Origin of the sequence: Streptomyces sp. NPDC005202, assembly GCF_040608235.1 — a bacterium.
Taxonomy (GTDB): domain Bacteria; phylum Actinomycetota; class Actinomycetes; order Streptomycetales; family Streptomycetaceae; genus Streptomyces.
In genome coordinates this window covers 49,156-71,249 of the sequence record NZ_JBEXHW010000006.1, presented here as the reverse complement: position 1 = coordinate 71,249, position 22,094 = coordinate 49,156, and the positions used below count along the sequence as shown (strand labels likewise).

Below are 22,094 nucleotides of genomic sequence, written 5' to 3'. Positions count from 1 at the left end.
TCGTGTGAGGACAACCACGGCCCCGCTACAAGGAGTTAATCAAGTGGCACGCGTCAAGCGGGCAGTCAACGCCCACAAGAAGCGCCGGGCGATCCTCGAGCAGGCCTCCGGCTACCGCGGTCAGCGTTCGCGCCTGTACCGCAAGGCCAAGGAGCAGGTCACCCACTCGCTGGTCTACAACTACAACGACCGCAAGAAGCGCAAGGGTGACTTCCGCCAGCTGTGGATCCAGCGCATCAACGCCGCCGCTCGCGCCAACGGCATCACCTACAACCGCTTCATCCAGGGGCTGAAGGCCGCGAACGTCGAGGTCGACCGCAAGATCCTGGCCGAGCTGGCCGTCAACGACGCGAACGCCTTCGCCGCGCTCGTCGAGGTCGCCCAGAAGGCGCTGCCGTCCGACGTCAACGCGCCGAAGGCTGCGTGACGCTGCGCTGGCTTCGAGCCGACGTGACGGAAGGACCCGCAGGCTTGTGAGGCCTGCGGGTCCTGCTGTGTCCGCGGTGTCTGCCGTGGCTCCAGCGCAACGCTGGGGCTCCAACGCAACGCTGGGCGTCGCTCCGCCCCGTTCGGCGCCGCAGGGATCCGCCGCCGTGCCTGATCGCCGTCGCGGCGGAAAGGTGATGCTGCGGCCGAGACACAGGTGATGCTGCGGCCGAGACACAGGTGATGCTGCGGCCGAGACACAAGTGACGCTGCGGCGGAACTCAGATCCTGAATTCCCGAAGGTGAACTCCATGGCCCCCGCCACCCCCGAGCTGATCTCCCCCCGCTCGCCCCGCGTGTCCGCCGCCCGGCGGCTGGCGAAGCGGAACTTCCGGGGCAAGGAGCGGCTGTTTCTCGCGGAGGGGCCGCAGGCCGTTCGGGAGGCGGCCGGGCATCGCGTCGCCGGCAGCCCCACGCTCGTGGACCTGTTCGCGACCCTCGACGCCGCCGAACGCTACGCCGACATCGTGGGTGAAGCCCGTGCGGCCGGCGCCCGTGTCCATCTCGCCGCCGATGACGTCATCGCCGACATCTCCACCACCGTCACCCCGCAGGGCCTCGTCGGGATCTGCCGGTTCCTCGACACGCCGCTGGAGGAGATCCTGAAGGGACGCCCCCGCCTCGTCGCCGTCCTCGCGCACGTACGCGACCCCGGGAACGCCGGAACCGTCCTGCGCTGTGCCGACGCCGCCGGTGCCGACGCCGTCGTCCTCACCGACGCCTCCGTCGACCTGTACAACCCCAAGTCCGTCCGTGCCTCCGTCGGTTCGCTGTTCCACTTGCCCGTCGCCGTCGGCGTCCCCGTCGAGCAGGCGATCGGCGGCCTCAAGGGTGCCGGCGTCCGCATCCTCGCCGCCGACGGCGCCGGTCCCCACGACCTCGACGACGAGCTCGACAAGGGCACCATGGGCGGCCCCACCGCCTGGGTGTTCGGCAACGAGGCCTGGGGGCTCCCCGAAAAGACCCGCGCGCTTGCCGACGCCGTGGTGCGCGTGCCCATTCACGGGAAGGCCGAGAGCCTGAACCTCGCCACCGCCGCCGCCGTATGTCTCTACGCGTCAGCCCGTGCACAGCGCGCCTCCGGAGGGTGCCGCTCCGTCACCGAGAGCTAGTAGGGTGACCAGCTCGGGGGCCCTCCCCCAAGCTCTCGCTTCGCTCGGGCAGGGGGTACCCAGCGTCGTCTGAGAGGTGGGGTACGGGGATGAGTGTCGGCACGAGCAGCGCACCGGGAACACGGGACGCGCGGCGCCCACCCGCGCCCCGGCACGGTGATCTCGCCGAGCTCGGCATCGACGCCGACGACCTGCCCGACGGCCTGGTGATCGCCGACGAGCACGGCCGTGTCATCCGCTTCAACGCCGCCGCCGCCCGCATCACCGCCGTCCCCGTCGAGGACGCCCTCGGGCAGCGGCTGGAGAAGGTCCTGCCGTTAGAGGACCTGGAGGGGCGGCGCTGGTGGCAGCTGACCGACCCCTACGGCGGCCTGGCCATTCGCGTGCGCCAGCCCGAGCGCAACCTCCTGCTGCCCGGCGGACGAGAGGTCCTCGTCTCGGCGAAGTACGTCCGTACGCACCCCACCGGACCCGTCCGCCGTGTCGTCGTCTCCCTCCGTGACACCGAGGCCCGCCGCCGCACCGAACGAAGCCACGCCGAGCTGATCGCCACCGTGGCGCACGAGCTGCGGTCGCCGCTGACCTCCGTCAAGGGCTTCACCGCCACCCTGCTCGCCAAGTGGGAGAGGTTCACCGACGACCAGAAGCGGCTGATGCTGGAGACCGTCGATGCCGACGCGGACCGCGTCACCCGGCTCATCGCCGAGCTGCTCGACATCTCCCGCATCGACTCCGGACGCCTGGAGGTGCGCCGCCAGCCGATCGACATGGGCGCCGCGGTCGGCCGGCACATCCAGGCCTACGTCGCCGCGGGACAGCCCGCCGACCGCTTCCTGCTGCGCATCGAGCAGCCCCTGCCCGCGCTGTGGGCCGACCCCGACAAGATCGACCAGGTGCTCAGCAACCTCATCGAAAATGCCGTGCGGCACGGCGAGGGAACCGTCACCATTGACGTCACGCCCTCGGCGTCCCCGCGCGAAGGGGAGGACGTCGGTACGTCGGTCACGGTGAGCGACGAGGGCCCCGGCATCCCGGAGGAGTCCATGAACCGCGTCTTCACCCGCTTCTGGCGGGGCAGCAAGCGCGGCGGCACGGGCCTCGGGCTCTACATCGTCAAGGGCATCGTCGAGGCCCACGGCGGCACCATCACGGTCGGCCGCGCCCCCGGCGGCGGCGCCGAGTTCCGATTTACCCTGCCCGTGGGCACCCCGCCGCACCTGCTTTGAGCACCGGCCGAGGACCCACGGGCGCATTCCCTTGTCCCAGCCCCGTTAGACTCGGCCTTTGGCACCTTTGCGTCCCAATAACGGAGACGATTCGTCCACGAGTCGGTGACGGGGACCGTCAGCCAGCCAATCGGAAGCACGGGAAGAGATGTCGGCACCGAATAAGTCGTACGACCCTGTCGAGGTCGAGGCGTTGAAACCGGAAGAGATCGAGCGCATGCGGGACGAGGCGCTCGCCGCCTTCGCCGCCGCGGACTCCCTCGACGCGCTCCACGGGGCCAAGGTCGCCCACACCGGCCCCGCCTCCCCGCTGGCCCTCGCCAACCGCGAGATCGGCGCCCTGCCCCCGCACGCCAAGGCCGACGCCGGCAAGCGCGTGGGCCAGGCCCGCGGCGCCGTGAACAAGGCGCTCGCCGCCCGCCAGGCCGAGCTCGAGGCCGAGCGGGACGCCCGTGTGCTGGTCGAGGAGGACGTCGACGTCACCCTGCCCTACGACCGCGTCCCGGCCGGCGCCCGGCACCCGCTGACCACGCTGTCGGAGCGCATCGAGGACATCTTCGTGGCCATGGGCTACGAGGTCGCCGAGGGCCCGCAGGCCGAGGCGGAGTGGTTCAACTTCGACGCGCTGAACATCGGCCCGGACCACCCGGCGCGCGGCGAGGCGGACACCTTCTTCGTGCAGGGCCCCGACGGCGGAAGCGAGTCCGGTGTCGTGCTGCGCACCCACACCTCGCCCGTGCAGATCCGCTCCCTGCTGGAGCGCGACCTGCCGGTGTACGTGATCTGTCCCGGCCGCGTGTACCGCACCGACGAGCTGGACGCCACCCACACGCCCGTCTTCCACCAGGTCGAGCTGCTGGCCGTCGACGAGGGCCTGACCATGGCCGACCTCAAGGGCACCCTGGACCACATGGTCCAGTCGCTGTTCGGCGAGGGCATGAAGACCCGGCTCAGGCCGAACTTCTTCCCGTTCACCGAGCCGAGCGCCGAGATGGACATGCTCTGCTACGTCTGCAAGGGCGAGTCCGTCGGCAACCCCGACCGTCCCTGCCGCACCTGCTCGTCCGAGGGCTGGATCGAGCTCGGCGGCTGCGGCATGGTCAACCCGCGGGTGCTCACCGCCTGCGGTGTCGACCCGGAGAAGTACAGCGGCTTCGCCTTCGGGTTCGGCATCGAGCGGATGCTGATGTTCCGCCACAACGTCGAAGACATGCGAGACATGGTCGAGGGTGACGTTCGGTTCACCCGGCCGTTCGGGATGGAGATCTGATGCGGGTCCCGCTTTCTTGGCTGCGGGAGTACGTCGACCTGCCGGCGACGGAGACCGGGCGCGACGTCCAGGCCAAGCTCATTTCGGCCGGCCTCGAGGTCGAGACCGTCGAGCAGCTCGGCGCCGACCTCAAGGGGCCGCTGGTCGTCGGCCAGGTGCTGACCATCGAGGAGCTGGACGGCTTCAAGAAGCCGATCCGCTTCTGCACCGTCGACGTCGGCCAGGCCAACGGCACCGGCGAGCCCCAGGAGATCGTCTGCGGCGCCCGCAACTTCTCCGTCGGCGACAAGGTCGTCGTGGTCCTCCCGGGCGCCGTGCTGCCCGGCGGCTTCGCGATCTCCGCGCGCAAGACCTACGGCAAGACCTCGCACGGCATGATCTGCTCCAGCGACGAGCTGGGCATGGGCGACGACGGCAGCAAGGGCATCATCGTGCTGCCGCCCGAGACCGAGGTCGGCAAGGACGCCATCGAGCTGCTGGAGCTGGTCGACGAGGTCCTCGACATCGCCGTCACCCCGGACCGCGGCTACTGCCTGTCGATGCGCGGCGTCGCCCGCGAGACCGCCATCGCCTACGGCCTGCCGCTGCGCGACCCGGCGCTGCTCGACGTACCGGCCCCGAACGCCTTCGGCTACCCGGTGAAGGTGTCCGACCCCTTCGGCTGCGACCGTTTCACCGCCCGCACCGTCTCCGGTCTCGACCCCGAGGCGCGCTCCCCGATCTGGCTGCAGCGCCGCCTGCAGAAGGCCGGCATGCGCCCGATCTCGCTCGCCGTCGACATCACCAACTACGTGATGCTGGAGCTGGGCCAGCCGCTGCACGCCTACGACCGCAACCGCGTCCAGGGCGCGATCGGCGTGCGCCGGGCCGAGGAGGGCGAGCAGCTCACCACCCTCGACGGCGTCACGCGCACGCTGCACGCCGAGGACCTGGTGATCACCGATGAGCGGGGTCCGATCGGCCTTGCGGGCGTCATGGGCGGCGCCAACACCGAGATCGCCGACCACGACGACCTCGAGAACGCGACCACCGAGGTCGTCATCGAGGCCGCCCACTTCGACCCGGTCTCCATCGCGCGCACGGCCCGCCGCCACAAGCTGTCCTCCGAGGCCTCCCGCCGCTTCGAGCGCGGCGTCGACCCGCAGGCCGCCTCCGCCGCGGCCCAGCGCACCGTCGACCTGCTCGTGCTGCTCGCGGGCGGCACGGCCGACGCGGGCGTCACCGAGGTCATCGCGCCGTCCGCGCCGCGCACCATCACCATCCCGGCGAACCACCCGGACAAGGTCGCGGGCGTCGACTACGGCCGCGAGACCGTGGTCCGCCGGCTGCAGGAGATCGGCTGCGACGTGTACGGGCAGGACGAGCTGATCGTCACCGTCCCGACCTGGCGGCCCGACCTGACCGACCCGAACGACCTGGCCGAAGAGGTCATCCGCCTGGAGGGCTACGAGAACCTGCCCTCCACGCTGCCCAAGCTGCCCTCGGGCCGCGGCCTGACCCACCGGCAGCGGCTGCACCGCCGGGTCGGCCGGGCGCTGGCCGGAGCGGGCTACGTCGAGGCGCCGAACTATCCGTTCGTCAGTGAGCAGGTCTTCGACCAGCTCGGCCTCGAGGCCGACGACCCGGCCCGCCGCGTCGTCAAGCTGGTCAATCCGCTCAGCGACGAGGAGCCCGCGCTCCGTACGACGCTGCTGCCGGGCCTGCTCGGTGCGCTGCGCCGCAACGACGGTCGCGGCAGCCACGACCTCGCGCTGTTCGAGACCGGCCTGGTCTTCCACCCGCGCGAGGAGCAGCGCGTCGCCGCCCGGCTGCCCGTCGACCGGCGTCCCACCGACGAGGAGATCGCGGATCTGAACGCCGCGCTGCCCGAGCAGCCGCGGCACGTGGCCGCCGTCCTCGCCGGGGCCCGCGAACAGGCCGGCTGGTGGGGCAAGGGCCGCCCGGCCGACTGGGCCGACGCCGTCGAGGCGGCGCGCACCGTCGCCCGTGAGGCCGGGGCCGAACTGATCGTCCGCAAGGGCCAGTACGGGCCGTGGCACCCGGGCCGCTGCGCCGAGCTCGTGGTCGTCGTGGACGGCACCGAGCAGGTCGTGGGCCACGCGGGCGAGCTGCACCCGCGCGTGCTGAAGGCGCTGGGCCTGCCCGAGCGCACCTGCGCGATGGAGCTGAACCTGGACGCCCTGGAGCAGGTCGGCGACGACACCCCGCAGGCGCCCCGGATCTCCACCTTCCCGGTCGCCACGCAGGATGTCGCTCTCGTCGTCGACAAGCCGGTCCCGGCCGCGGACGTCGAGGCCGCGCTGCGCGAGGGCGCCGGTGAACTGCTGGAGTCCATCCGGCTGTTCGACGTCTACGAGAACGCCGAGCAGCTGGGCGAGGGCCGCAAGTCGCTGGCGTACGCGCTGCGCTTCCGCGCGCCCGACCGCACGCTGACCGTGGACGAGGCCTCCGCGGCCCGTGACGCGGCGGTGGCGCTGGCCGCGGAGCGTACGGGGGCGGTGCTGCGGAGCTAGCCGCCATCGCCGCCGATCGAAGAGGGGGGGACTGCGGGTCGTTCGTCGGCGCGGTCTGTCCGTGGCCGGTCGCGCCCTCGCCCGCGGCGGAGCCGTATGTCGTCACGCCCGGGAGACGCGCCCTTTCAGAGGCGCGTCTCCCGGGCGTGACCTGCATAAATGCAGGGTGTCCCAAGATCCCTCACTCATTCGGGTGAGAACTCGGGCGATCCGTCCCGATCGGGGCATGCGGTCGACAGAATCGGACCGGCCTTTCGGGGCCGGTCTGCGCTGTCAGGGCCTGTATGGGGGGCCATGGGCATGATCCGCATCAAGGCTGGGGCCGCGCGCAGGGCGTGGTCCCGGAGGGACTCACTGGCACCCGCCCGGAGAGAACTTCCTGCGTGGGTGCGGCCGGGCGCCCGCCGCTCCGACCGCACCCTGCGCAGGAGCCCCGGCCGGCGGCCGCCGCCGCGCCGTGCCCTCGCCCTGGGGCCGCCCGCGGTCTGGGGCGCCGTGGCGACCACGTACAAGCTGGCCTGTCCGCTCGCGCAGCAGGGGGCGCGGATCGTCACCAGCGCCGTCTTCTTCGCCGTGGGCACCGGGCTCGTCCTCCACGTCCGGCGGGCGCTGCTGCGCGAGCTGAGGCAGGCCCGCGCGGTCGCGGGCGCCGCACAGAGCGTGCTGCTGCGCCGGCTGCCGCCGCGCGTCGACGGGCTGAGCCTCGCGGCCGCCCAACTGTCCGCGGACCGCGGGGCCGCCGTCGGCGGCGACCTGTACGAGGTGATCGCCACCGAGCACGGTGTACGGGTGGTGATGGGGGACGTCCGCGGGCACGGGCTCGCCGCCATCGGGACCGTAGCCGCCGTGCTCGGCAGCTTCCGTGAGGCCGTGCACGACGAGGCCGAACTCGCCGGTGTGCTGCGGCGGCTGGACCGCGCCCTGGCCCGTCATCTGCGCGAGCGGGCACGCGCCGAGCACCCCTCGACCGGCCTGGATCCGGACAGCCCGGTCGCCGAGGAGTTCGTCACCGTCCTGCTGCTGGAGATCGGCGCCGACGGAGAGGTGCACGCCCTCAACTGCGGTCATCCCTGGCCGTACCTGCTGAACACCCACGGTGTCGCGCCCCTGACCCACGCCGACTGTCTGCCCCCGCTGGGCCCGTTCCCACTGCCGGCCGACCTGCCCGTCGCAGACGTGGGCCGCCTGCTGCCCGGGGAGGCGCTGGTCCTGTACACGGACGGGGTGGAGGACGCACGGGACGCCCGCGGCCGGTTCTTTCCCCTGAGGGTGGTGCTGACCGAGGCAACCCGGGACCACCGCCTCTCCCCGCAGGCAGTGCTCCGTGCCGTTCTCACCCGGCTCCTACGGCACGCCGGAGGACGGCCCACCGACGACGTAGCGGTCCTCGTACTCCGCAACGACCGGAGCCTCTCACCGTGCGCCGGCTCCACAGGGGCGCGGGGAACTGCGCGACCTGCCCCCACGGACCCGCAGCCGACGAACCACTGGTAGCCCCGAGCTCTTGGCCACCGCCGTGGCCGGCGGCGCCGCCCGCCCCGCCACGGAGTGTCGGGCAGGCAGCTGGGCGGACGGCGCGGAAGCGGGCCGCCGCACTGTACGAGGGGGAGCCGGCGGCCCGGCCGGCCTCTTGACGAGGCATTTCAGTCAACCGGCTGGAAACTCTCCGCAACAGCGCGCGCACAGCGCGGATTCGCGCATTCCGTTCACACCCCGTGTGAAGCCGAACGCACTACGCTGTCCGCACCGAGCCACCGGGGGGCCTTCATGCAGCCCAACACTCTGCTCGACGCGATCCTGGACGAGGCCGGGATCTCGCACGCCGGCCTTGCCGCGCATGTCAACCAGGCGGGGCGGGCACGCGGGCTCACGCTCCGGTACGAACACACCGCCGTCGCCCGGTGGTTGAAGGGTCAGCGGCCGCGCGGACAGGTGCCCGACCTGATCTGCGAGGTGCTCGCCGCCCGGCTGCACCGGCCCGTCACGCTCGACGACATCGGCCTCGGCGTGCCCGGTGAGCCGTCCGTCCCGCACGGCACGACGCTGTCCGGCTTCGTCGAACGGGCCACCGCTCTGTGGCGCTGCGACGAGCAGCAGCGCCCGCACATCCTCGGGGCACCCGCCGTCACCGGCACGCCCGCCGTCATGCCGGTGTGGGAGTGGGAGAACCCGCCCGAGGACGTGGACGTCTCCCGCGGCGGCCGGCACCGGGTCACCCCGGCCGACATAGAGATGCTGCGCGCCGCCCGCACCCACTACGAGCAGATGTACAGAAAGGCCGGTGGTATCGCGACCCGCAGCCGCATCGTGGGCTTCCTCAACGCCGAAGCCGCCCCGCTGCTGCGTGGCAGCTACACGGATGCCACCGGCCGCCAACTCCACCGGGCCACGGGCGGGTTGGTGGCGGTCGCGGGCATCTGCGCGTACGACTCCGACGCGCACGGCCTCGCCCAGCGCTACTTCCACCAGGCCCTCAGACTCGCCAAGGCCAGCGGGGACACGGGACTTGGGGCGTACGTGATCGCCCTGCTGGTCAACCAGTCGCTGTTCATGAAGGAGTACCGCCAGGCCGTCGCCTTCGCCGAGTCCGCCCTGCGCGCCGCCGGCCAGCACATCACCCCCGCACTCGCCTCCGACCTGTACGCGATGCAGGCCAAGGCGTACGCCCACCTCGGCGACGGCACGAGCGCCCTGTCCTGCATCCGGCGTGCCGAGCAGGCTGCCGAACGCATCCGGCGCGGATACGAACCCGACGAGACCGGCTATGTCCAACCGGGCCTGGTCAACGTCCAGGTGGCGGAGGCGCTGCTCAGTCTCGGCGAGCTGGCGGCCGCCGAGGAGCACGCCGCGGCCGCCGTCGACAACCCCGCCCACGACCGGGGCCGGGTGCACCGGCTGGCCATGCTCAGCACGATCGAGCTGCGCCAGGGCAACGCCGACAAGGCGGTGGCCACCGCGGTGCAGATGGCCGAACAGGCCCGCGGGATGGAGTCCCAGCGACTGCGGGACAGACTGCGTGCGGTGCGCGAGCACCTGGTGCGCAACGGCTGCGCGGGCACGGCCGAGGCGGCCGAACTCATCGACGGGGCACTGCGCGTACCGCTGTGACGACCGGCCGGCGGAACCGCACGTCCCGGTTCCGCTGAGGACCGCGCGCACCCCTGCGCGGCCCACTGCGCCTACCGCTGTGCTGTGAGCGGCTCACTGTGTGCCTGCTGTCGGACCGCTCCGGCTGCGATATTTGCCACTTACTCGGCGGAAGGTGGCAGAACCGTGCAGTGGACGAAACGGAACGAACAAACTGTGTATGCAAACCGCTGGTTCAGCGTCAATCTCGCAGATGTCGAGCTGCCGGACGGCCGGCACCTCGACCACTTCCTGATACGGCTGCGGCCCGTCGCCGTGGCCACGGTGGTGAACGAGGCCAACGAAGTCCTCCTCCTGTGGCGCCACCGCTTCATCACCGACAGCTGGGGGTGGGAGCTCGCGGCGGGCGTCGTCGAGGACGGCGAGGACATCGCCCGGGCGGCCGCCCGGGAGCTCGAGGAGGAGACCGGCTGGCGGCCGGGGCCCCTGCACCACCTCATGAGCGTGGAGCCGTCCAACGGCCTCACCGACGCCCGGCACCACATCTACTGGTCGGACGAGGGCGAGTACGTCGGACACCCCGTGGACGACTTCGAGTCCGACCGCCGGGAATGGGTCTCCCTCAAGCTCGTTCCCGACATGGTCGCCCGTGGTGAGGTCCCGGCCGCCAACATGGCGGCCGCGTTACTGCTCCTGCATCACCTCAGGCTCGGGCAGGACGCCTTGCCCTGATCCCCCCACCGCGTTCTCGTCGCTAGCGGCCCAGGGCCTGCCAGACCGCCACGACGAGTGCGCCGACGGCCGTGAGGGCCGCGATGGCCGGCAGTGGCCAGCGGAGGTGTTCCAGCGTGATGAGCCGGGTGTGCAGTTCGTCCAGTTCCTTGGCCGTCTCCTCGGTGCGATGGCTGAGCAGCGCCAGCCCGCCCTCGACGCGCGCGTGGGCCGCGTCGAGGCGGCGGCGTAACTCTGCGAGTTCTCCGTGGAGGACGGGATGCTCGGGATCGGCGGTCACGTGTCCGCTCCTTTCCGTATTCGTCTCACGCCCCTTGCATGCGCATGATGAGTCAACTCGCCTCGTGGACACGTGGGGAGAGTGTGCGTGAGGCATATGCGGGTCCGGCGCGCACACGGTGTGTGGATGACGCGGGCCCGGCACCCTTCGACGGTGCCGGGCCTGCGTGAGCCAGGGGTTCTACGGCGCGTAGTCAGGAGTAGGTGTAGAAGCCCGAGCCGGTCTTCCGGCCCAGTCGGCCGGCGTCCACCATGCGCTGGAGCAGCGGGGGAGCGGCGTAGAGCGGCTCCTTGTACTCGTCGTACATGCTCTGCGCCACCGAGGCGACCGTGTCCAGACCGATCAGGTCGGACAGCTTCAGCGGGCCCATCGGGTGGGCGCAGCCCAGCTCCATGCCGTTGTCGATGTCCTCGCGGCTGGCGATGCCCGACTCGAACATCCGGATCGCCGAGAGCAGGTAGGGGATCAGCAGGGCGTTGACCACGAAGCCGGAGCGGTCCTGGGCGCGGATCGCGTGCTTGCCGAGCACCTTCTCGGTGAACAGCTGCGCGCGGCTCAGCGTGCCCTCGGAGGTAGTGAGGGCCGGGATCAGCTCGACCAGCCTCTGCACCGGGGCCGGGTTGAAGAAGTGGATGCCGATGACCTGGTCGGGCCGCGCGGTGGCGACCGCCAGCTTCACCAGCGGGATCGAGGAGGTGTTGGAGGCCAGGATCGCGTCCGGTTGGGTCACCACCTGGTCGAGGACCTGGAAGATCTCCGTCTTGACCTGCTCGTTCTCGACCACGGCCTCGATCACCAGGTCGCGGTCCGCGAACTCGCCGAGGTCGGTGGTGAAGCTCAGCCGCGCCTGCGTCGCCTCCCGCTCCTCCTCGGTGATCTTGCCGCGCTCGGCCGCCTTGGCCAGGGAGTTGAACAGCCGGGTACGGCCGATCTCCAGGGCTTCGCCGGTGGTCTCGGCGACCCTGACGTCCAGGCCGGCACGGGCGCACACCTCGGCGATGCCCGCACCCATCTGGCCGCAGCCCACCACTCCGACGCGTTCGATGTCGGTCACATCGTCCCCTTCGCTGATCTACGGCTGGCAGGCGGCCGTGGTTCGGTACCTGCTCCGATCGTGCACGTTACCCCCGCGGTAACGATGATCGATCGCCCGGGTCGGGCATGCTGTGCCGGTACACGATCCGTGACAGGGCGGATCCACGGCGTATTGGGGTGCCCGGATGGGCCGGATGTCACGACGGGCGTTCGCGGTCGCCACGCTGTCGGCCCTGGCGACGACGCGGGGTGCGGCTGCCGCGCCGCAGCGCCTGCGCGCGACCACCGAGATGCGCGGGATGTGGCTGGCGACCGTGGCGAACCGCGACTGGCCCTCAGGCACGGGGCTGACCGCGGCCCGGCAGCGCGACGAACTGACCGCCCTGCTCGACGAGGCGGTGCGCCGCCGGCTCAACACGGTGATCTTCCAGGTCCGGCCGACGGCCGACGCGCTGTGGCCCTCGCCGTACGAGCCGTGGTCGCAGTACCTCACCGGCACGCAGGGCAGGGACCCGGGCTGGGACCCGCTCGGCACGGCCGTCGAGGAGGCGCACGCCCGCGGCCTGGAGCTGCACGCCTGGTTCAACCCGTACCGTGTCGCCATCCACGCCGACCCGACCCGGCTCGTCGCCTCCCACCCGGCCCGCAAGCACCCCGACTGGGTGGTGGGGTACGGCGGGAAGCTGTACTACAACCCGGGCCTGCCCGAGGTCCGGGCCTTCGTGCAGGAGGCGATGCTCGACGCGGTGCAGAAGTACGCCGTGGACGGCGTCCACTTCGACGACTACTTCTACCCGTACCCGGTGGCGGGCCAGTCCTTCGACGACGACGCGGCCTACGACCGCCCCGGCGGCGGCTTTGCGACCCGGGCCGCCTGGCGGCGGGACAACATCGACAAGCTGGTCCGCGAGACGGCCGCCCGCATCGCGAGAATCCGGCCCGGCACGCAGTTCGGGATCAGCCCCTTCGGGGTGTGGCGCAACGCCTCGACCGACTCGCGCGGCTCCGACACACAGGCGGGCGTGGAGACGTACGACGACCTGTACACGGACACGCGCATGTGGGTCCGCGAGGGCTGGATCGACTACATCGTCCCACAGCTGTACTGGAACATCGGCCTCGCGGCCGCCGACTACGCCACGCTGGTGCCCTGGTGGGCGGAGGTGGCGCGGGCCAGCCGTACGAAGCTGTACGTGGGGGAGGCGCTGTACAAGGCGGGCGCCCCGGCGCAGGGCGCGGCCTGGCAGGACCCGGCCGAGCTGTCCCGCCACCTCACCCTGGCCGAGAAGTACCCGGAAGTGCGCGGACACGTCTTCTTCGCCGCGAAGGACGTCGCGGCGGACCCGGCCGGGGCGATGGCGCGGGTGGTCGCCGACCACTATCGGCAGCCGGCGAACCCCCCGCGCTGATCTACTGTTTCTTGTTCTTCCGGCGCTTCTTGTTCTTGTGGCGGACCTGGCAGTCGGGGCCGGGGCACATCACCGCCTCGTGCCCGTTCTGGAAGCGGACGCGGTACGGCGGGTTGCCCTCCGAGCCCAGGACTTCGACGACTTCCGAGACCTGATCGTGTTGGCCGACCACCCTGCCGTGCTGGACAAGCTGGTCGCCCACGGATGCGTGCATCTGCGGCGCCTCCTCACCTTGTGCGGGAGCAGCGGCCCGTGGCCTTGAGTCTACGGCGGCGGGCGCGGATCTGGATCGGTGTTGTGGACGCCGGTCAGCCGCGCGCCCGCTGGGTGACGGCGATGCAGACGAGCACGGCGGCGGCGGTCAGCGGAGCGGCCACCGTCAGGTGCTCGCCGAGCAGCAACGCCGACCACACCAGTGTGAGCAGCGGCTGCGCCAACTGCAACTGGCTGGCCTTCGGGATGCCGACGGCCGCCATGCCCCGGTACCAGACGACCAGACCGAGGAACTGCGAGCCCGCCGCGACCCAGAGCAGCCCGGTCACGCTGTGGACGGTCGGACGGACGGGCTCGTACGACAGCGTGAGCGCGGCGACGGGCACGGTGACCGGCAGGCAGCACACCAGCGCCCAGGCGATGACCTGCCAGCCGGGCATCTCCCGGGCCAGCCGGCCGCCCTCGGTGTAGCCCGCGGCGCAGACCAGCAGCGCGCCGAAGAGGCAGCCGTCGGCGGCGGTCAGCGCGCCGCCGCTCTGCTGCACCGTGAAGGCACCCACGGCGGCCGCACCCGCCAGCGCCGCCGCCCAGAAGGTCCGCGAGGGGCGGGCGCCGACGCGCAGGGCGGAGGACAGCGCGGTGGTGAGGGGGAGCAGGCCGACGACGACGGCGGCGTGCGCGGTGGTGGAGGTCTGCAGGGCGAGCGTGGTGAGGAGGGGGAAGCCGAGGACCACTCCGGCGGCGACGACCGCGAGGCCCGGCCAGTGACGGCGGGCCGGCGGCGGGACGCGCAGCGCCAACAGGCAGCCGCCCGCGATGACCGCCGCGAGGACACTGCGCACGGCGACCAGGGCCCAGGGCCCGAAGCCCTCCAGGCCCCAGGCGGTGGCCGGGAAGGTGAGTGAGAAGGCGATGACGCCGAGGGCGGCCTGGACGGTACCGGCCCGCGCCCGAGCCGATGCGTCGGCGGCTGCGGGGGTCCCTGCCCCAAGCGGCGGGCTGCCGACCGCTATCCGGTTCGGAGTAGTAGCGCTACTGTGTGCTCTCATGCAAGAGCGTAGCAGTGTGGGTGAACTGGTGAAACAGCTGCGGCGGGAGCTCGACCGCTACTCACCGGGTGGAAAGCTCCCGTCGAGTCGAGCCCTCGTCGAGCGCTTCCGGGTGAGCCCGGTGACCGTCTCGCGTGCTCTGGCGCAGCTGGCCGCCGAGGGACTGGTGGTCACCCGGCCCGGTGCCGGTGCCTTCCGCGCGCAGCCGCGGGCGACGGCCGCGCCCGCCGGCGACACCTCCTGGCAGGAGCTCGCGCTCAGCGCGGACGGCGCCTTGGACCTCGTGCCGCGCACGGTGGACGCCTCCGGTGTCACGGTCTCGCTCGCCGCCCCCCAGCCCGGCGTGATCGAGTTCAACGGCGGCTATCTGCATCCGTCGCTGCAGCCCGAGCGGGCCATGGCCGCGGCGCTGTCCCGCGCGGGCCGCCGCCCCGGTGCCTGGGGACGCCCGCCGCTGGACGGACTGCAGGAGCTGCGCGAGTGGTTCGCGCGGAGCATCGGCGGTCCGGGCGGTGCGGTCACCGCCGGGGTCCTGATCACCGCCGGCGGCCAGTCCGCGCTGACCACCGCGCTGCGCGCCCTCGCCCCGCCCGGCGCTCCGGTGCTGGTCGAGTCGCCCACGTACCCGGGCATGCTGGCCATCGCCCGTGCCTCCGGGCTGCGGCCCGTGCCCGTACCCGTGGATGCCGACGGGGTGAAACCGGCGCTGCTGGCCGACGCGTTCCGGGCGACCGGCGCCCGTGTCTTCGTCTGCCAGCCACTGTTCCAGAACCCGACCGGTGCCGTGCTCGCTCCTGACCGGCGCGCGGCGGTGCTGCGGATCGCACGCGAGGCCGGCGCCTTCGTCGTCGAGGACGACTTCGTACGACGGCTCGTGCACGAGGACGCCGGACCGCTGCCGCCCCCGCTGGCCGCCGACGACGCGGACGGCGTCGTCGTCCACGTCGGCTCGCTGACCAAGGCCACCTCGCCCAGTTTCCGGGTGAGCGCGCTGGCCGCCCGTGGCCCCGTGCTGGAACGGCTGCGCGCCATCCAGGTCGTCGACACCTTCTTCGTCCCGCGGCCGCTCCAGGAGGCGGCTGTCGAACTCGTCGGTTCCCCCGCCTGGCCACGCCATCTGCGGGCGCTGTCGGCCGAGTTGAAGACGCGCCGCGACGTGATGACGACCGCGCTGCGGCGGGACCTCCCGGAACTCGCCCTGCCGCACATCCCGTCCGGCGGCTACCACCTGTGGCTGCGCCTGCCCGACGGCGCGGACGAGTCCGCCCTGACCGCCGCCGCCCTGCGCGCGGGCGTCGCGATCACCCCCGGGCGCCCGTACTTCAGCGCCGAACCCCCGGCCGCCCACGTGCGGTTGAGCTTCGCCGCGGTCGGCGGGACGGCCGAGATCACGGAAGGCGTACGGCGGCTGCGGACGGCCTGCGACGAGGTGCTCTAACGCATCGGCACGAGTCCGCACACGAACTCCAGGGAGTCGAGCAGCCGCGGCGTCAGGCGGACCCCGGTCACACGCTCGGCGAGCGCGAACGCGGCGCACGTGTGCTGCTGGAACTCCCGGTCGGCGCCCTCGCTCAGGTCGAAGCCCGCCTCCCGCATCACCGGCACCAGGTCGTCCGGACGGCTGCCGTCCCGCTGGGTGGATCCTGCTCGCCACGCACGACGCGCACGGCGTCTACGAGAAGCTCGGCTTCCGGCCGCTGGAGAGGCCCGAGCAGTGGATGGCGCTCGTTTCGAGTGACTTGTCCGGCCGCTGCTGACCTTCGAGTAAGGTTCCGCACACCCTGGGTAACTCCGAGGTAACACCCCTTGACCTGCCCACTTTCTCGGCTCACGATCGCCGCATGGCACTTCGGGTCACGTTCGTCGCCGCGGCGCGCAGCAGCCCGCTGCTCGCCGAGCGCTTCGAGGACGACCGGCCGCTGGACCAGGCCGGCTGGGACGAGGTGCAGCGTGTCGCCCATGAGCTGCTCCCGCTGGCGGCCGCCGAGCTGCGCTACTGCTCACCGACCCCGCGCAGCCGCGCCACCGGCAACGCCCTCGGCTACGCCCCGCTCGCCCAGCTCGCCCTGCGCGACTGTGACATGGGCCGCTGGCGCGGGCTCACGCTCGGCGAGGCGATGGCCCGCGAGCCGGAGGCCGTGGACGCCTGGCTGGCCGACCCGCGCGCCACGCCGCACGGCGGTGAGTCGCTGCTGGCCTTCATCTCCCGGGTCGGCGGCTGGCTGGACACCCGCCCCGTGGACGACGGCGGGCGTGCTGTCGCCGTGGCCGAACCCTCCGTGATCCGCGCCGCCTGGTCTACGCCCTGAAGGCGCCGCCCTCGACGTACTGGAACATCGACGTCCGCCCCCTGTCGACGACCACCGTCACGGGCCGGGCCGGCCGCTGGAACCTCCGCCTGGACGGGGCGTCGGCTCAGCCCTCGCGCACGTAACCCGACGGGGTCTCGGCTCGGTCCACCCGCGCATAGTCCGTCGTGAGTACGAGGTCCTTGGCCGGACCTGCCACGCGCCACACCGTCCGCCAGTGGTCCGCGTCCCGCACGGTGAACTCGCCCCGGTAGAGGTCCGCCGCGCACGGGTGGTCGGCGAGATGCCGCCCCGACGTCAGGTCCAGGTCGTGGAAGGGGCGCCCGTCCGCGAACCGCACGTCCGCCGTCCCCGGCGGGCTGCCCGGCAGGAAGCGCAGCGTGCGCTCGGCGGGGCGGGGAGTGCCCTGCCAGACGAACGTGCCGGTCTCGTGGTGCAGCAGACCGCCTTCCTGAAGCGCGCTGAAGACCGTCGTGCCGGTGAAGAGCCCCTCGTCGCCGCTGGCGAGATCCCGCACCGTCCGCTCGACTCGCCAGCTTCCGGCCAGGTAGGTCAGCACATCGCTCACTGGCCAGAACTCACCCATGGCGGCTCCGATCTTCACCCATGGCGGCCCCGGTCTTCACCCATGACGGCCCCGATCCTCTCCCATGCCGTACCCCGCTCTCCGTCACGCCGGTTGTCGCGCGACCCATTGACGTGCCCCTGCCCCCTCCCTGTCTTGCCGTTCGACGTGCTCCCCAATGTCCGATATCTCGAACGTACGTCCAGACGGACACCGCCGCCGAGAGCACCATGGTCTCAGCCGGTGACACCGCCTGGCACGACTACGACCTGCATGTGAAGCACGGCGGCACGGGCATCGAACCCGGCCGGTACGTCGTGCGGCGACAGCGGGAGCGCAGCACCGAGCGCACCGCCTGGTTCGGCAACCGGATGATCGCCGACTGAAGCAGCACGCTCAGGACCCGGTGCCGTACGCGCGCTCCGGCCGCCGGGACCTCCGTATATCGATCTCAGGATTGCATAAACGTGCAGCGATACGTATAGTCATGCCGTTGACGAGGAGGGTTCATGGCTGTACGTGTGGCGGTCGCCGGAGCGAGTGGATACGCGGGCGGGGAAGTGCTGCGTCTGCTCCTGGCACACCCCGAGGCCGAGATCGGCGCGCTGACCGGCAGCTCCAACGCGGGCCGGCGGCTCGGCACGCTGCAGCCGCATCTGCTGCCCCTCGCCGACCGCGTCCTGGAGGACACCACCCCCGAGGCGCTCGCCGGGCACGACGTCGTCTTCCTAGCCCTGCCGCACGGCGAGTCCGCCGCCGTCGCCGAGCAGCTCGGCCCGGACGTCCTCGTCATCGACATGGGCGCCGACTTCCGGCTCAAGGACGCGGCCGACTGGGAGAAGTTCTACGGCTCCCCGCACGCCGGGACCTGGCCCTACGGCCTCCCCGAACTGCCGGGTGCCCGCGCTGCGCTGGAGGGGTCCAAGCGCATCGCGGTGCCCGGTTGCTACCCGACCGCCGTCTCCCTCGCGCTGTTCCCGGCGTACACGGCCGGGCTCGCCGAGCACGAGGCCGTGATCGTCGCCGCCTCCGGCACCTCCGGCGCCGGCAAGACGCCCAAGCCGCACCTGCTGGGCAGCGAGGTCATGGGGTCGATGTCCCCATACGGCGTCGGCGGCGTCCACCGGCACACCCCCGAGATGATCCAGAACCTCAGCGCGGCGGCGGGGGAGCGGGTCTCGGTGTCCTTCACACCGACCCTCGCCCCCATGCCCCGCGGCATCCTCGCCACCTGCAGCGCCAAGGCGAAGCCCGGCGTCACCGGCGACTTGCTCCGCGCCGCCTACGAGAAGGCCTTCGCCGACGAGCCCTTCGTCCACCTCCTGCCCGAGGGGCAGTGGCCCGCCACCGCGTCCGTCCACGGTTCCAACGCCGTTCAGATCCAGGTCGCACACGACGAGGCCGCGCAGCGCATCATCGCGATCAGCGCCATCGACAACCTGACCAAGGGCACCGCGGGCGGTGCCGTGCAGAGCATGAACATCGCCCTCGGACTCGACGAGACCACCGGACTTTCCACGATCGGAGTCGCACCGTGAGCGTCACGGCAGCCAAGGGATTCACGGCGGCGGGCATCGCCGCCGGAATCAAGGAGAACGGCAACCCGGACCTGGCCCTCGTGGTCAACAACGGGCCCCGCCGCGCCGCCGCCGGCGTCTTCACCTCCAACCGTGTGAAGGCCGCCCCCGTCCTGTGGTCCGAGCAGGTCCTCAAGAGCGGCCGGCTCTCCGCGGTCGTCCTCAACTCCGGCGGCGCCAACGCCTGTACGGGGCCCAAGGGCTTCCAGGACACCCACGCGACCGCCGAGAAGGTCGCCGACGTGCTCGGCCTGGGCGCGGCGGACGTCGCCGTCTGCTCCACCGGCCTGATCGGCGTGCTCCTTCCCATGGACAAACTGCTCCCCGGAGTCGAGACGGCGGCCAAGGCCCTGTCGGAGCACGGCGGCGAGAAGGCCGCCATTGCCATCAAGACCACCGACACCGTCCACAAGACGTCGGTCGTGACCAAGGACGGCTGGACCGTCGGCGGCATGGCCAAGGGCGCCGGCATGCTCGCCCCGGGCCTCGCCACCATGCTCGTCGTCCTCACCACCGACGCCGACCTCGACAGCGACGTGCTGGACAAGGCGCTGCGCGCCGCCACCAGGGTCACCTTCGACCGCGTCGACTCCGACGGCTGCATGTCCACCAACGACACCGTGCTGCTGCTCGCCTCGGGCGCCTCCGGAATCACCCCGGAGTACGACGAGTTCGCCGAGGCCGTACGGCAGGTCTGCGCCGACCTCGGCCGGCAGCTGATCGGCGACGCCGAGGGCGCCAGCAAGGACATCAAGGTCGAGGTGATCAACGCCGCGACCGAGGAGGACGCCGTCGAGGTGGGCCGCTCCATCGCCCGCAACAACCTCCTCAAGTGCGCGATCCACGGCGAGGACCCCAACTGGGGCCGCGTCCTGTCGGCGATCGGCACCACGCAGGCCGCCTTCGAGCCCGACCAGCTCAACGTCGCCATCAACGGCGTCTGGGTGTGCAAGAACGGCTCCGTCGGCGAGGACCGCGAGCTGGTCGACATGCGCTACCGCGAGGTGCACATCGTCGCCGACCTCGCCGCCGGCGCCGAGACCGCCACCATCTGGACCAACGACCTCACCGCCGACTACGTCCACGAGAACAGCGCCTACTCCTCATGAGCACGGGAACCACTCGTAAACACACCGCCCTGCCCAAGGCGCAGATCCTCATCGAGGCGCTGCCCTGGCTGACCCGCCACCACGGCAAAATCGTCGTCATCAAGTTCGGCGGCAACGCCATGGTGAACGAGGAGCTGAAGGCCGCCTTCGCCCAGGACGTCGTCTTCCTGCGGCACGCCGGCCTCAAGCCGGTCGTCGTGCACGGCGGCGGCCCGCAGATCAGCGCCGCCCTCGACAAGCACGGCATCGTCAGCGAGTTCAAGGCGGGCCTGCGCGTCACCACCGAGGACGCCATGGACGTCGTACGGATGGTGCTGGCCGGGCACGTGCAGCGGGAGCTGGTCGGGCTGCTCAACCAGCACGGGCCGCTCGCCGTCGGCCTCACCGGCGAGGACGCGCACACCATCACGGCCACCAAGCACACGCCAGAAATCGACGGCGAGTTGGTCGACATCGGGCGGGTGGGCGAGATCACCGAGATCGACACGGGCGCGATCAAGGCCCTGCTCGCCGACGGCCGCATCCCGGTCGTCTCCTCCATCGCCCGCAGTCAGGACGACGGACATGTCTACAACGTCAATGCTGATACGGCGGCTGCGGCACTCGCTGCGGCACTGGGCGCCGAAACCCTCATGGTCCTCACGGACGTCGAGGGCCTCTACGAGGACTGGCCGAACTCCGACGAGGTGATCAGCCGCCTCACCGCTTCCCAACTGGAGAAGCTGCTGCCGGAGCTGTCCTCCGGCATGGTGCCCAAGATGGAGGGCTGCCTGCACGCCGTGCGCAACGGCGTCAACACCGCCCGCGTCATCGACGGCCGGGTCCAGCACTCCATCCTGCTGGAGATCTTCACCGACGAGGGCATCGGCACGATGGTCGTGCCCGACGAATCCGATCAGGGGGACCCCGCATGACCGGCACCGCGACGAACGCCGAGCTCACCAAGCGGTGGCAGGGCGCGCTCATGAACAACTACGGCACTCCGCGGCTGCCTCTCGTGCGCGGCGAGGGCACCAGGCTGTGGGACGCCGACGGCAAGGAGTACCTCGACTTCGTCGGCGGCATCGCGGTGAACGCGCTCGGCCACGCCCACCCGGCGGTCGTCGAGGCCGTGAGCCGGCAGATCGCCTCCCTCGGCCACGTCTCCAACCTGTTCATCGCCGAACCGCCCGTCGCCCTCGCCGAACGGCTGCTGCAGCTCTTCGGCCGGGACGGCAAGGTCTACTTCTGCAACTCGGGTGCCGAGGCCAACGAGGGCGCCTTCAAGATCGGACGCCTCACCGGCCGGACGCACATGGTGGCCACCCAGGGCGGCTTCCACGGCCGCACGATGGGCGCCCTCGCGCTCACCGGCCAGCCCGGCAAGCAGGAGCCGTTCCTGCCGCTGCCCGGCGACGTCACCCACGTGCCGTACGGCGACGCGCAGGCGCTGGCCGCCGCGGTCACCGAGGAGACGGCCCTGGTGGTCATCGAGCCGATCCAGGGCGAGAACGGGGTCGTGGTGCCCCCGGCCGGCTATCTGAAGGCGGCGCGGGCGATCACCGCGGCCACCGGCTCGCTGCTGGTCCTCGACGAGGTGCAGACCGGAGTCGGCCGGACCGGGCACTGGTTCGAGTACCAGGCCCACGAGGGTGTCCTGCCGGACGTCGTCACCCTCGCCAAGGGCCTCGGCGGCGGGCTGCCGCTCGGCGCCACCGTCGCCTTCGGGCGGGCCGCCGAGCTGCTCCGGCCCGGCCAGCACGGCACCACCTTCGGCGGTAACCCGGTCGCCTGCGCCGCCGGACTCGCCGTCCTCGACACCATCGCGAACGAGGGGCTGCTGGAGAACGTCAAGCGGCAGGGCGAGAAGCTGCGCGACGGAATCGAGTCACTCGGCCATCCGTTGATCGCCCATGTCCGGGGTGCTGGCCTGCTCCTGGGTATCGTGCTCACCGAGCCGCTCGCGCCACAGGCGCAGCAGGCGGCTCAGGACGCCGGTTTCCTTGTGAACGCGCCCGCCGCCGACGTCGTACGGCTCATGCCGCCACTCAACCTCGGCGACGACGCGGTGGACGCCTTCCTCGGGGCGCTGCCCGGCATCCTGGACGTGGCCAACGGGGACGGACGATCCGGAGAATGAGAC

21 protein-coding genes and 1 pseudogene are annotated in these 22,094 nt (G+C 71.8%); 16 read left to right on the top strand and 6 right to left on the bottom strand.

The genetic code is table 11. From position 1 onward, the window contains the following. Nucleotides 1–43: 43 nt before the first annotated feature. From rplT to ABZV31_RS12945, 8 genes are all read left to right on the top strand, one after another. Nucleotides 44–427, top strand: a complete 384-nt coding sequence (gene rplT, locus ABZV31_RS12980) for a 50S ribosomal protein L20 (RefSeq protein ID WP_006141703.1) — start codon at nt 44–46, stop codon at nt 425–427. Nucleotides 428–737: 310 nt separating this feature from the next. After that, entirely contained in the window at nt 738–1,598 is an 861-nt protein-coding gene (locus ABZV31_RS12975; RefSeq protein ID WP_355892066.1) for an RNA methyltransferase, read from the top strand. 89 nt (nt 1,599–1,687) lie between these two features. Next, a complete protein-coding gene (locus tag ABZV31_RS12970; RefSeq protein ID WP_355892063.1) occupies nt 1,688–2,824 on the top strand; it encodes an ATP-binding protein in 1,137 nt (378 codons plus the stop codon). Between the two features lie 148 nt (nt 2,825–2,972). After that, nucleotides 2,973–4,094: a phenylalanine--tRNA ligase subunit alpha gene (pheS, locus tag ABZV31_RS12965; RefSeq protein ID WP_355892060.1), complete on the top strand. Its 1,122-nt coding sequence runs from the start codon at nt 2,973–2,975 to the stop codon at nt 4,092–4,094. After that, entirely contained in the window at nt 4,094–6,607 is a 2,514-nt protein-coding gene (gene pheT, locus ABZV31_RS12960; RefSeq protein ID WP_355892057.1) for a phenylalanine--tRNA ligase subunit beta, read from the top strand. The genes pheS and pheT overlap by 1 nt, the downstream gene beginning before the upstream one ends. Before the next feature lie 387 nt (nt 6,608–6,994). Then, complete coding sequence (locus tag ABZV31_RS12955; protein WP_355892054.1) at nt 6,995–8,101, top strand: PP2C family protein-serine/threonine phosphatase; 1,107 nt, start codon at nt 6,995–6,997, stop codon at nt 8,099–8,101. Between the two features lie 273 nt (nt 8,102–8,374). Then, nucleotides 8,375–9,715: a transcriptional regulator gene (locus ABZV31_RS12950; protein ID WP_355892051.1), complete on the top strand. Its 1,341-nt coding sequence runs from the start codon at nt 8,375–8,377 to the stop codon at nt 9,713–9,715. Between the two features lie 165 nt (nt 9,716–9,880). Beyond that, entirely contained in the window at nt 9,881–10,426 is a 546-nt protein-coding gene (locus ABZV31_RS12945; protein ID WP_355892049.1) for an NUDIX hydrolase, read from the top strand. Between the two features lie 22 nt (nt 10,427–10,448). Here the strand turns inward: ABZV31_RS12945 and ABZV31_RS12940 are convergent, their stop codons facing one another. Both ABZV31_RS12940 and ABZV31_RS12935 read right to left on the bottom strand, forming a co-directional pair. After that, a complete protein-coding gene (locus ABZV31_RS12940; RefSeq protein WP_355892046.1) occupies nt 10,449–10,706 on the bottom strand; it encodes a hypothetical protein in 258 nt (85 codons plus the stop codon). A gap of 193 nt (nt 10,707–10,899) precedes the next feature. Then, complete coding sequence (locus tag ABZV31_RS12935; RefSeq protein WP_355892044.1) at nt 10,900–11,760, bottom strand: 3-hydroxybutyryl-CoA dehydrogenase; 861 nt, start codon at nt 11,758–11,760, stop codon at nt 10,900–10,902. Between the two features lie 166 nt (nt 11,761–11,926). Between ABZV31_RS12935 and ABZV31_RS12930 the strand changes: the two genes are divergently transcribed. Beyond that, nucleotides 11,927–13,150, top strand: a complete 1,224-nt coding sequence (locus ABZV31_RS12930) for a family 10 glycosylhydrolase (protein WP_355892041.1) — start codon at nt 11,927–11,929, stop codon at nt 13,148–13,150. A 1-nt stretch (nt 13,151) separates the two neighbouring features. Here ABZV31_RS12930 and ABZV31_RS12925 read toward each other — a convergent pair whose 3' ends face one another. Both ABZV31_RS12925 and ABZV31_RS12920 read right to left on the bottom strand, forming a co-directional pair. Continuing rightward, on the bottom strand, nt 13,152–13,364 hold the full coding sequence (locus ABZV31_RS12925; protein ID WP_355892038.1) for a DUF1918 domain-containing protein: 213 nt from the start codon (nt 13,362–13,364) through the stop codon (nt 13,152–13,154). A 94-nt stretch (nt 13,365–13,458) separates the two neighbouring features. Further along, nucleotides 13,459–14,412, bottom strand: a complete 954-nt coding sequence (locus ABZV31_RS12920) for a DMT family transporter (RefSeq protein ID WP_355892035.1) — start codon at nt 14,410–14,412, stop codon at nt 13,459–13,461. Between ABZV31_RS12920 and ABZV31_RS12915 the strand changes: the two genes are divergently transcribed. Further along, complete coding sequence (locus ABZV31_RS12915; protein WP_355892032.1) at nt 14,411–15,850, top strand: PLP-dependent aminotransferase family protein; 1,440 nt, start codon at nt 14,411–14,413, stop codon at nt 15,848–15,850. The two genes, ABZV31_RS12920 and ABZV31_RS12915, sit on opposite strands and share 2 nt — an antisense overlap. Here the strand turns inward: ABZV31_RS12915 and ABZV31_RS12910 are convergent. Continuing rightward, a complete protein-coding gene (locus ABZV31_RS12910) occupies nt 15,847–16,008 on the bottom strand; it encodes a DUF6461 domain-containing protein (RefSeq protein WP_355892030.1) in 162 nt (53 codons plus the stop codon). The genes ABZV31_RS12915 and ABZV31_RS12910 overlap by 4 nt on opposite strands. Before the next feature lie 245 nt (nt 16,009–16,253). Between ABZV31_RS12910 and ABZV31_RS12905 the strand changes: the two are divergent. Next, nucleotides 16,254–16,846 (top strand): annotated as a pseudogene (locus ABZV31_RS12905) (histidine phosphatase family protein). Here the strand turns inward: ABZV31_RS12905 and ABZV31_RS12900 are convergent. After that, entirely contained in the window at nt 16,828–17,307 is a 480-nt protein-coding gene (locus tag ABZV31_RS12900; RefSeq protein ID WP_355892027.1) for a DUF6314 family protein, read from the bottom strand. The pseudogene ABZV31_RS12905 and the gene ABZV31_RS12900 overlap by 19 nt on opposite strands. A gap of 209 nt (nt 17,308–17,516) precedes the next feature. Between ABZV31_RS12900 and ABZV31_RS12895 the strand changes: the two genes are divergently transcribed. From ABZV31_RS12895 to ABZV31_RS12875, 5 genes are all read left to right on the top strand, one after another. Beyond that, nucleotides 17,517–17,672 (top strand): hypothetical protein, encoded by a 156-nt coding sequence (locus ABZV31_RS12895; RefSeq protein WP_355892024.1) that lies wholly within the window; start codon nt 17,517–17,519, stop codon nt 17,670–17,672. Between the two features lie 123 nt (nt 17,673–17,795). Then, entirely contained in the window at nt 17,796–18,824 is a 1,029-nt protein-coding gene (argC, locus tag ABZV31_RS12890; RefSeq protein WP_355892021.1) for an N-acetyl-gamma-glutamyl-phosphate reductase, read from the top strand. Next, the gene (gene argJ / locus ABZV31_RS12885; RefSeq protein WP_355892018.1) at nt 18,821–19,972 is read left to right on the top strand and encodes a bifunctional glutamate N-acetyltransferase/amino-acid acetyltransferase ArgJ; all 1,152 of its coding nucleotides are present in this window, start codon (nt 18,821–18,823) and stop codon (nt 19,970–19,972) included. Before argC ends, argJ begins: the two co-directional genes overlap by 4 nt. Further along, entirely contained in the window at nt 19,969–20,886 is a 918-nt protein-coding gene (gene argB, locus ABZV31_RS12880) for an acetylglutamate kinase (RefSeq protein WP_355892015.1), read from the top strand. The genes argJ and argB overlap by 4 nt, the downstream gene beginning before the upstream one ends. After that, nucleotides 20,883–22,091: an acetylornithine transaminase gene (locus ABZV31_RS12875; protein WP_355892012.1), complete on the top strand. Its 1,209-nt coding sequence runs from the start codon at nt 20,883–20,885 to the stop codon at nt 22,089–22,091. Before argB ends, ABZV31_RS12875 begins: the two co-directional genes overlap by 4 nt. The last annotated feature ends 3 nt before the right edge of the window (nt 22,092–22,094 follow it).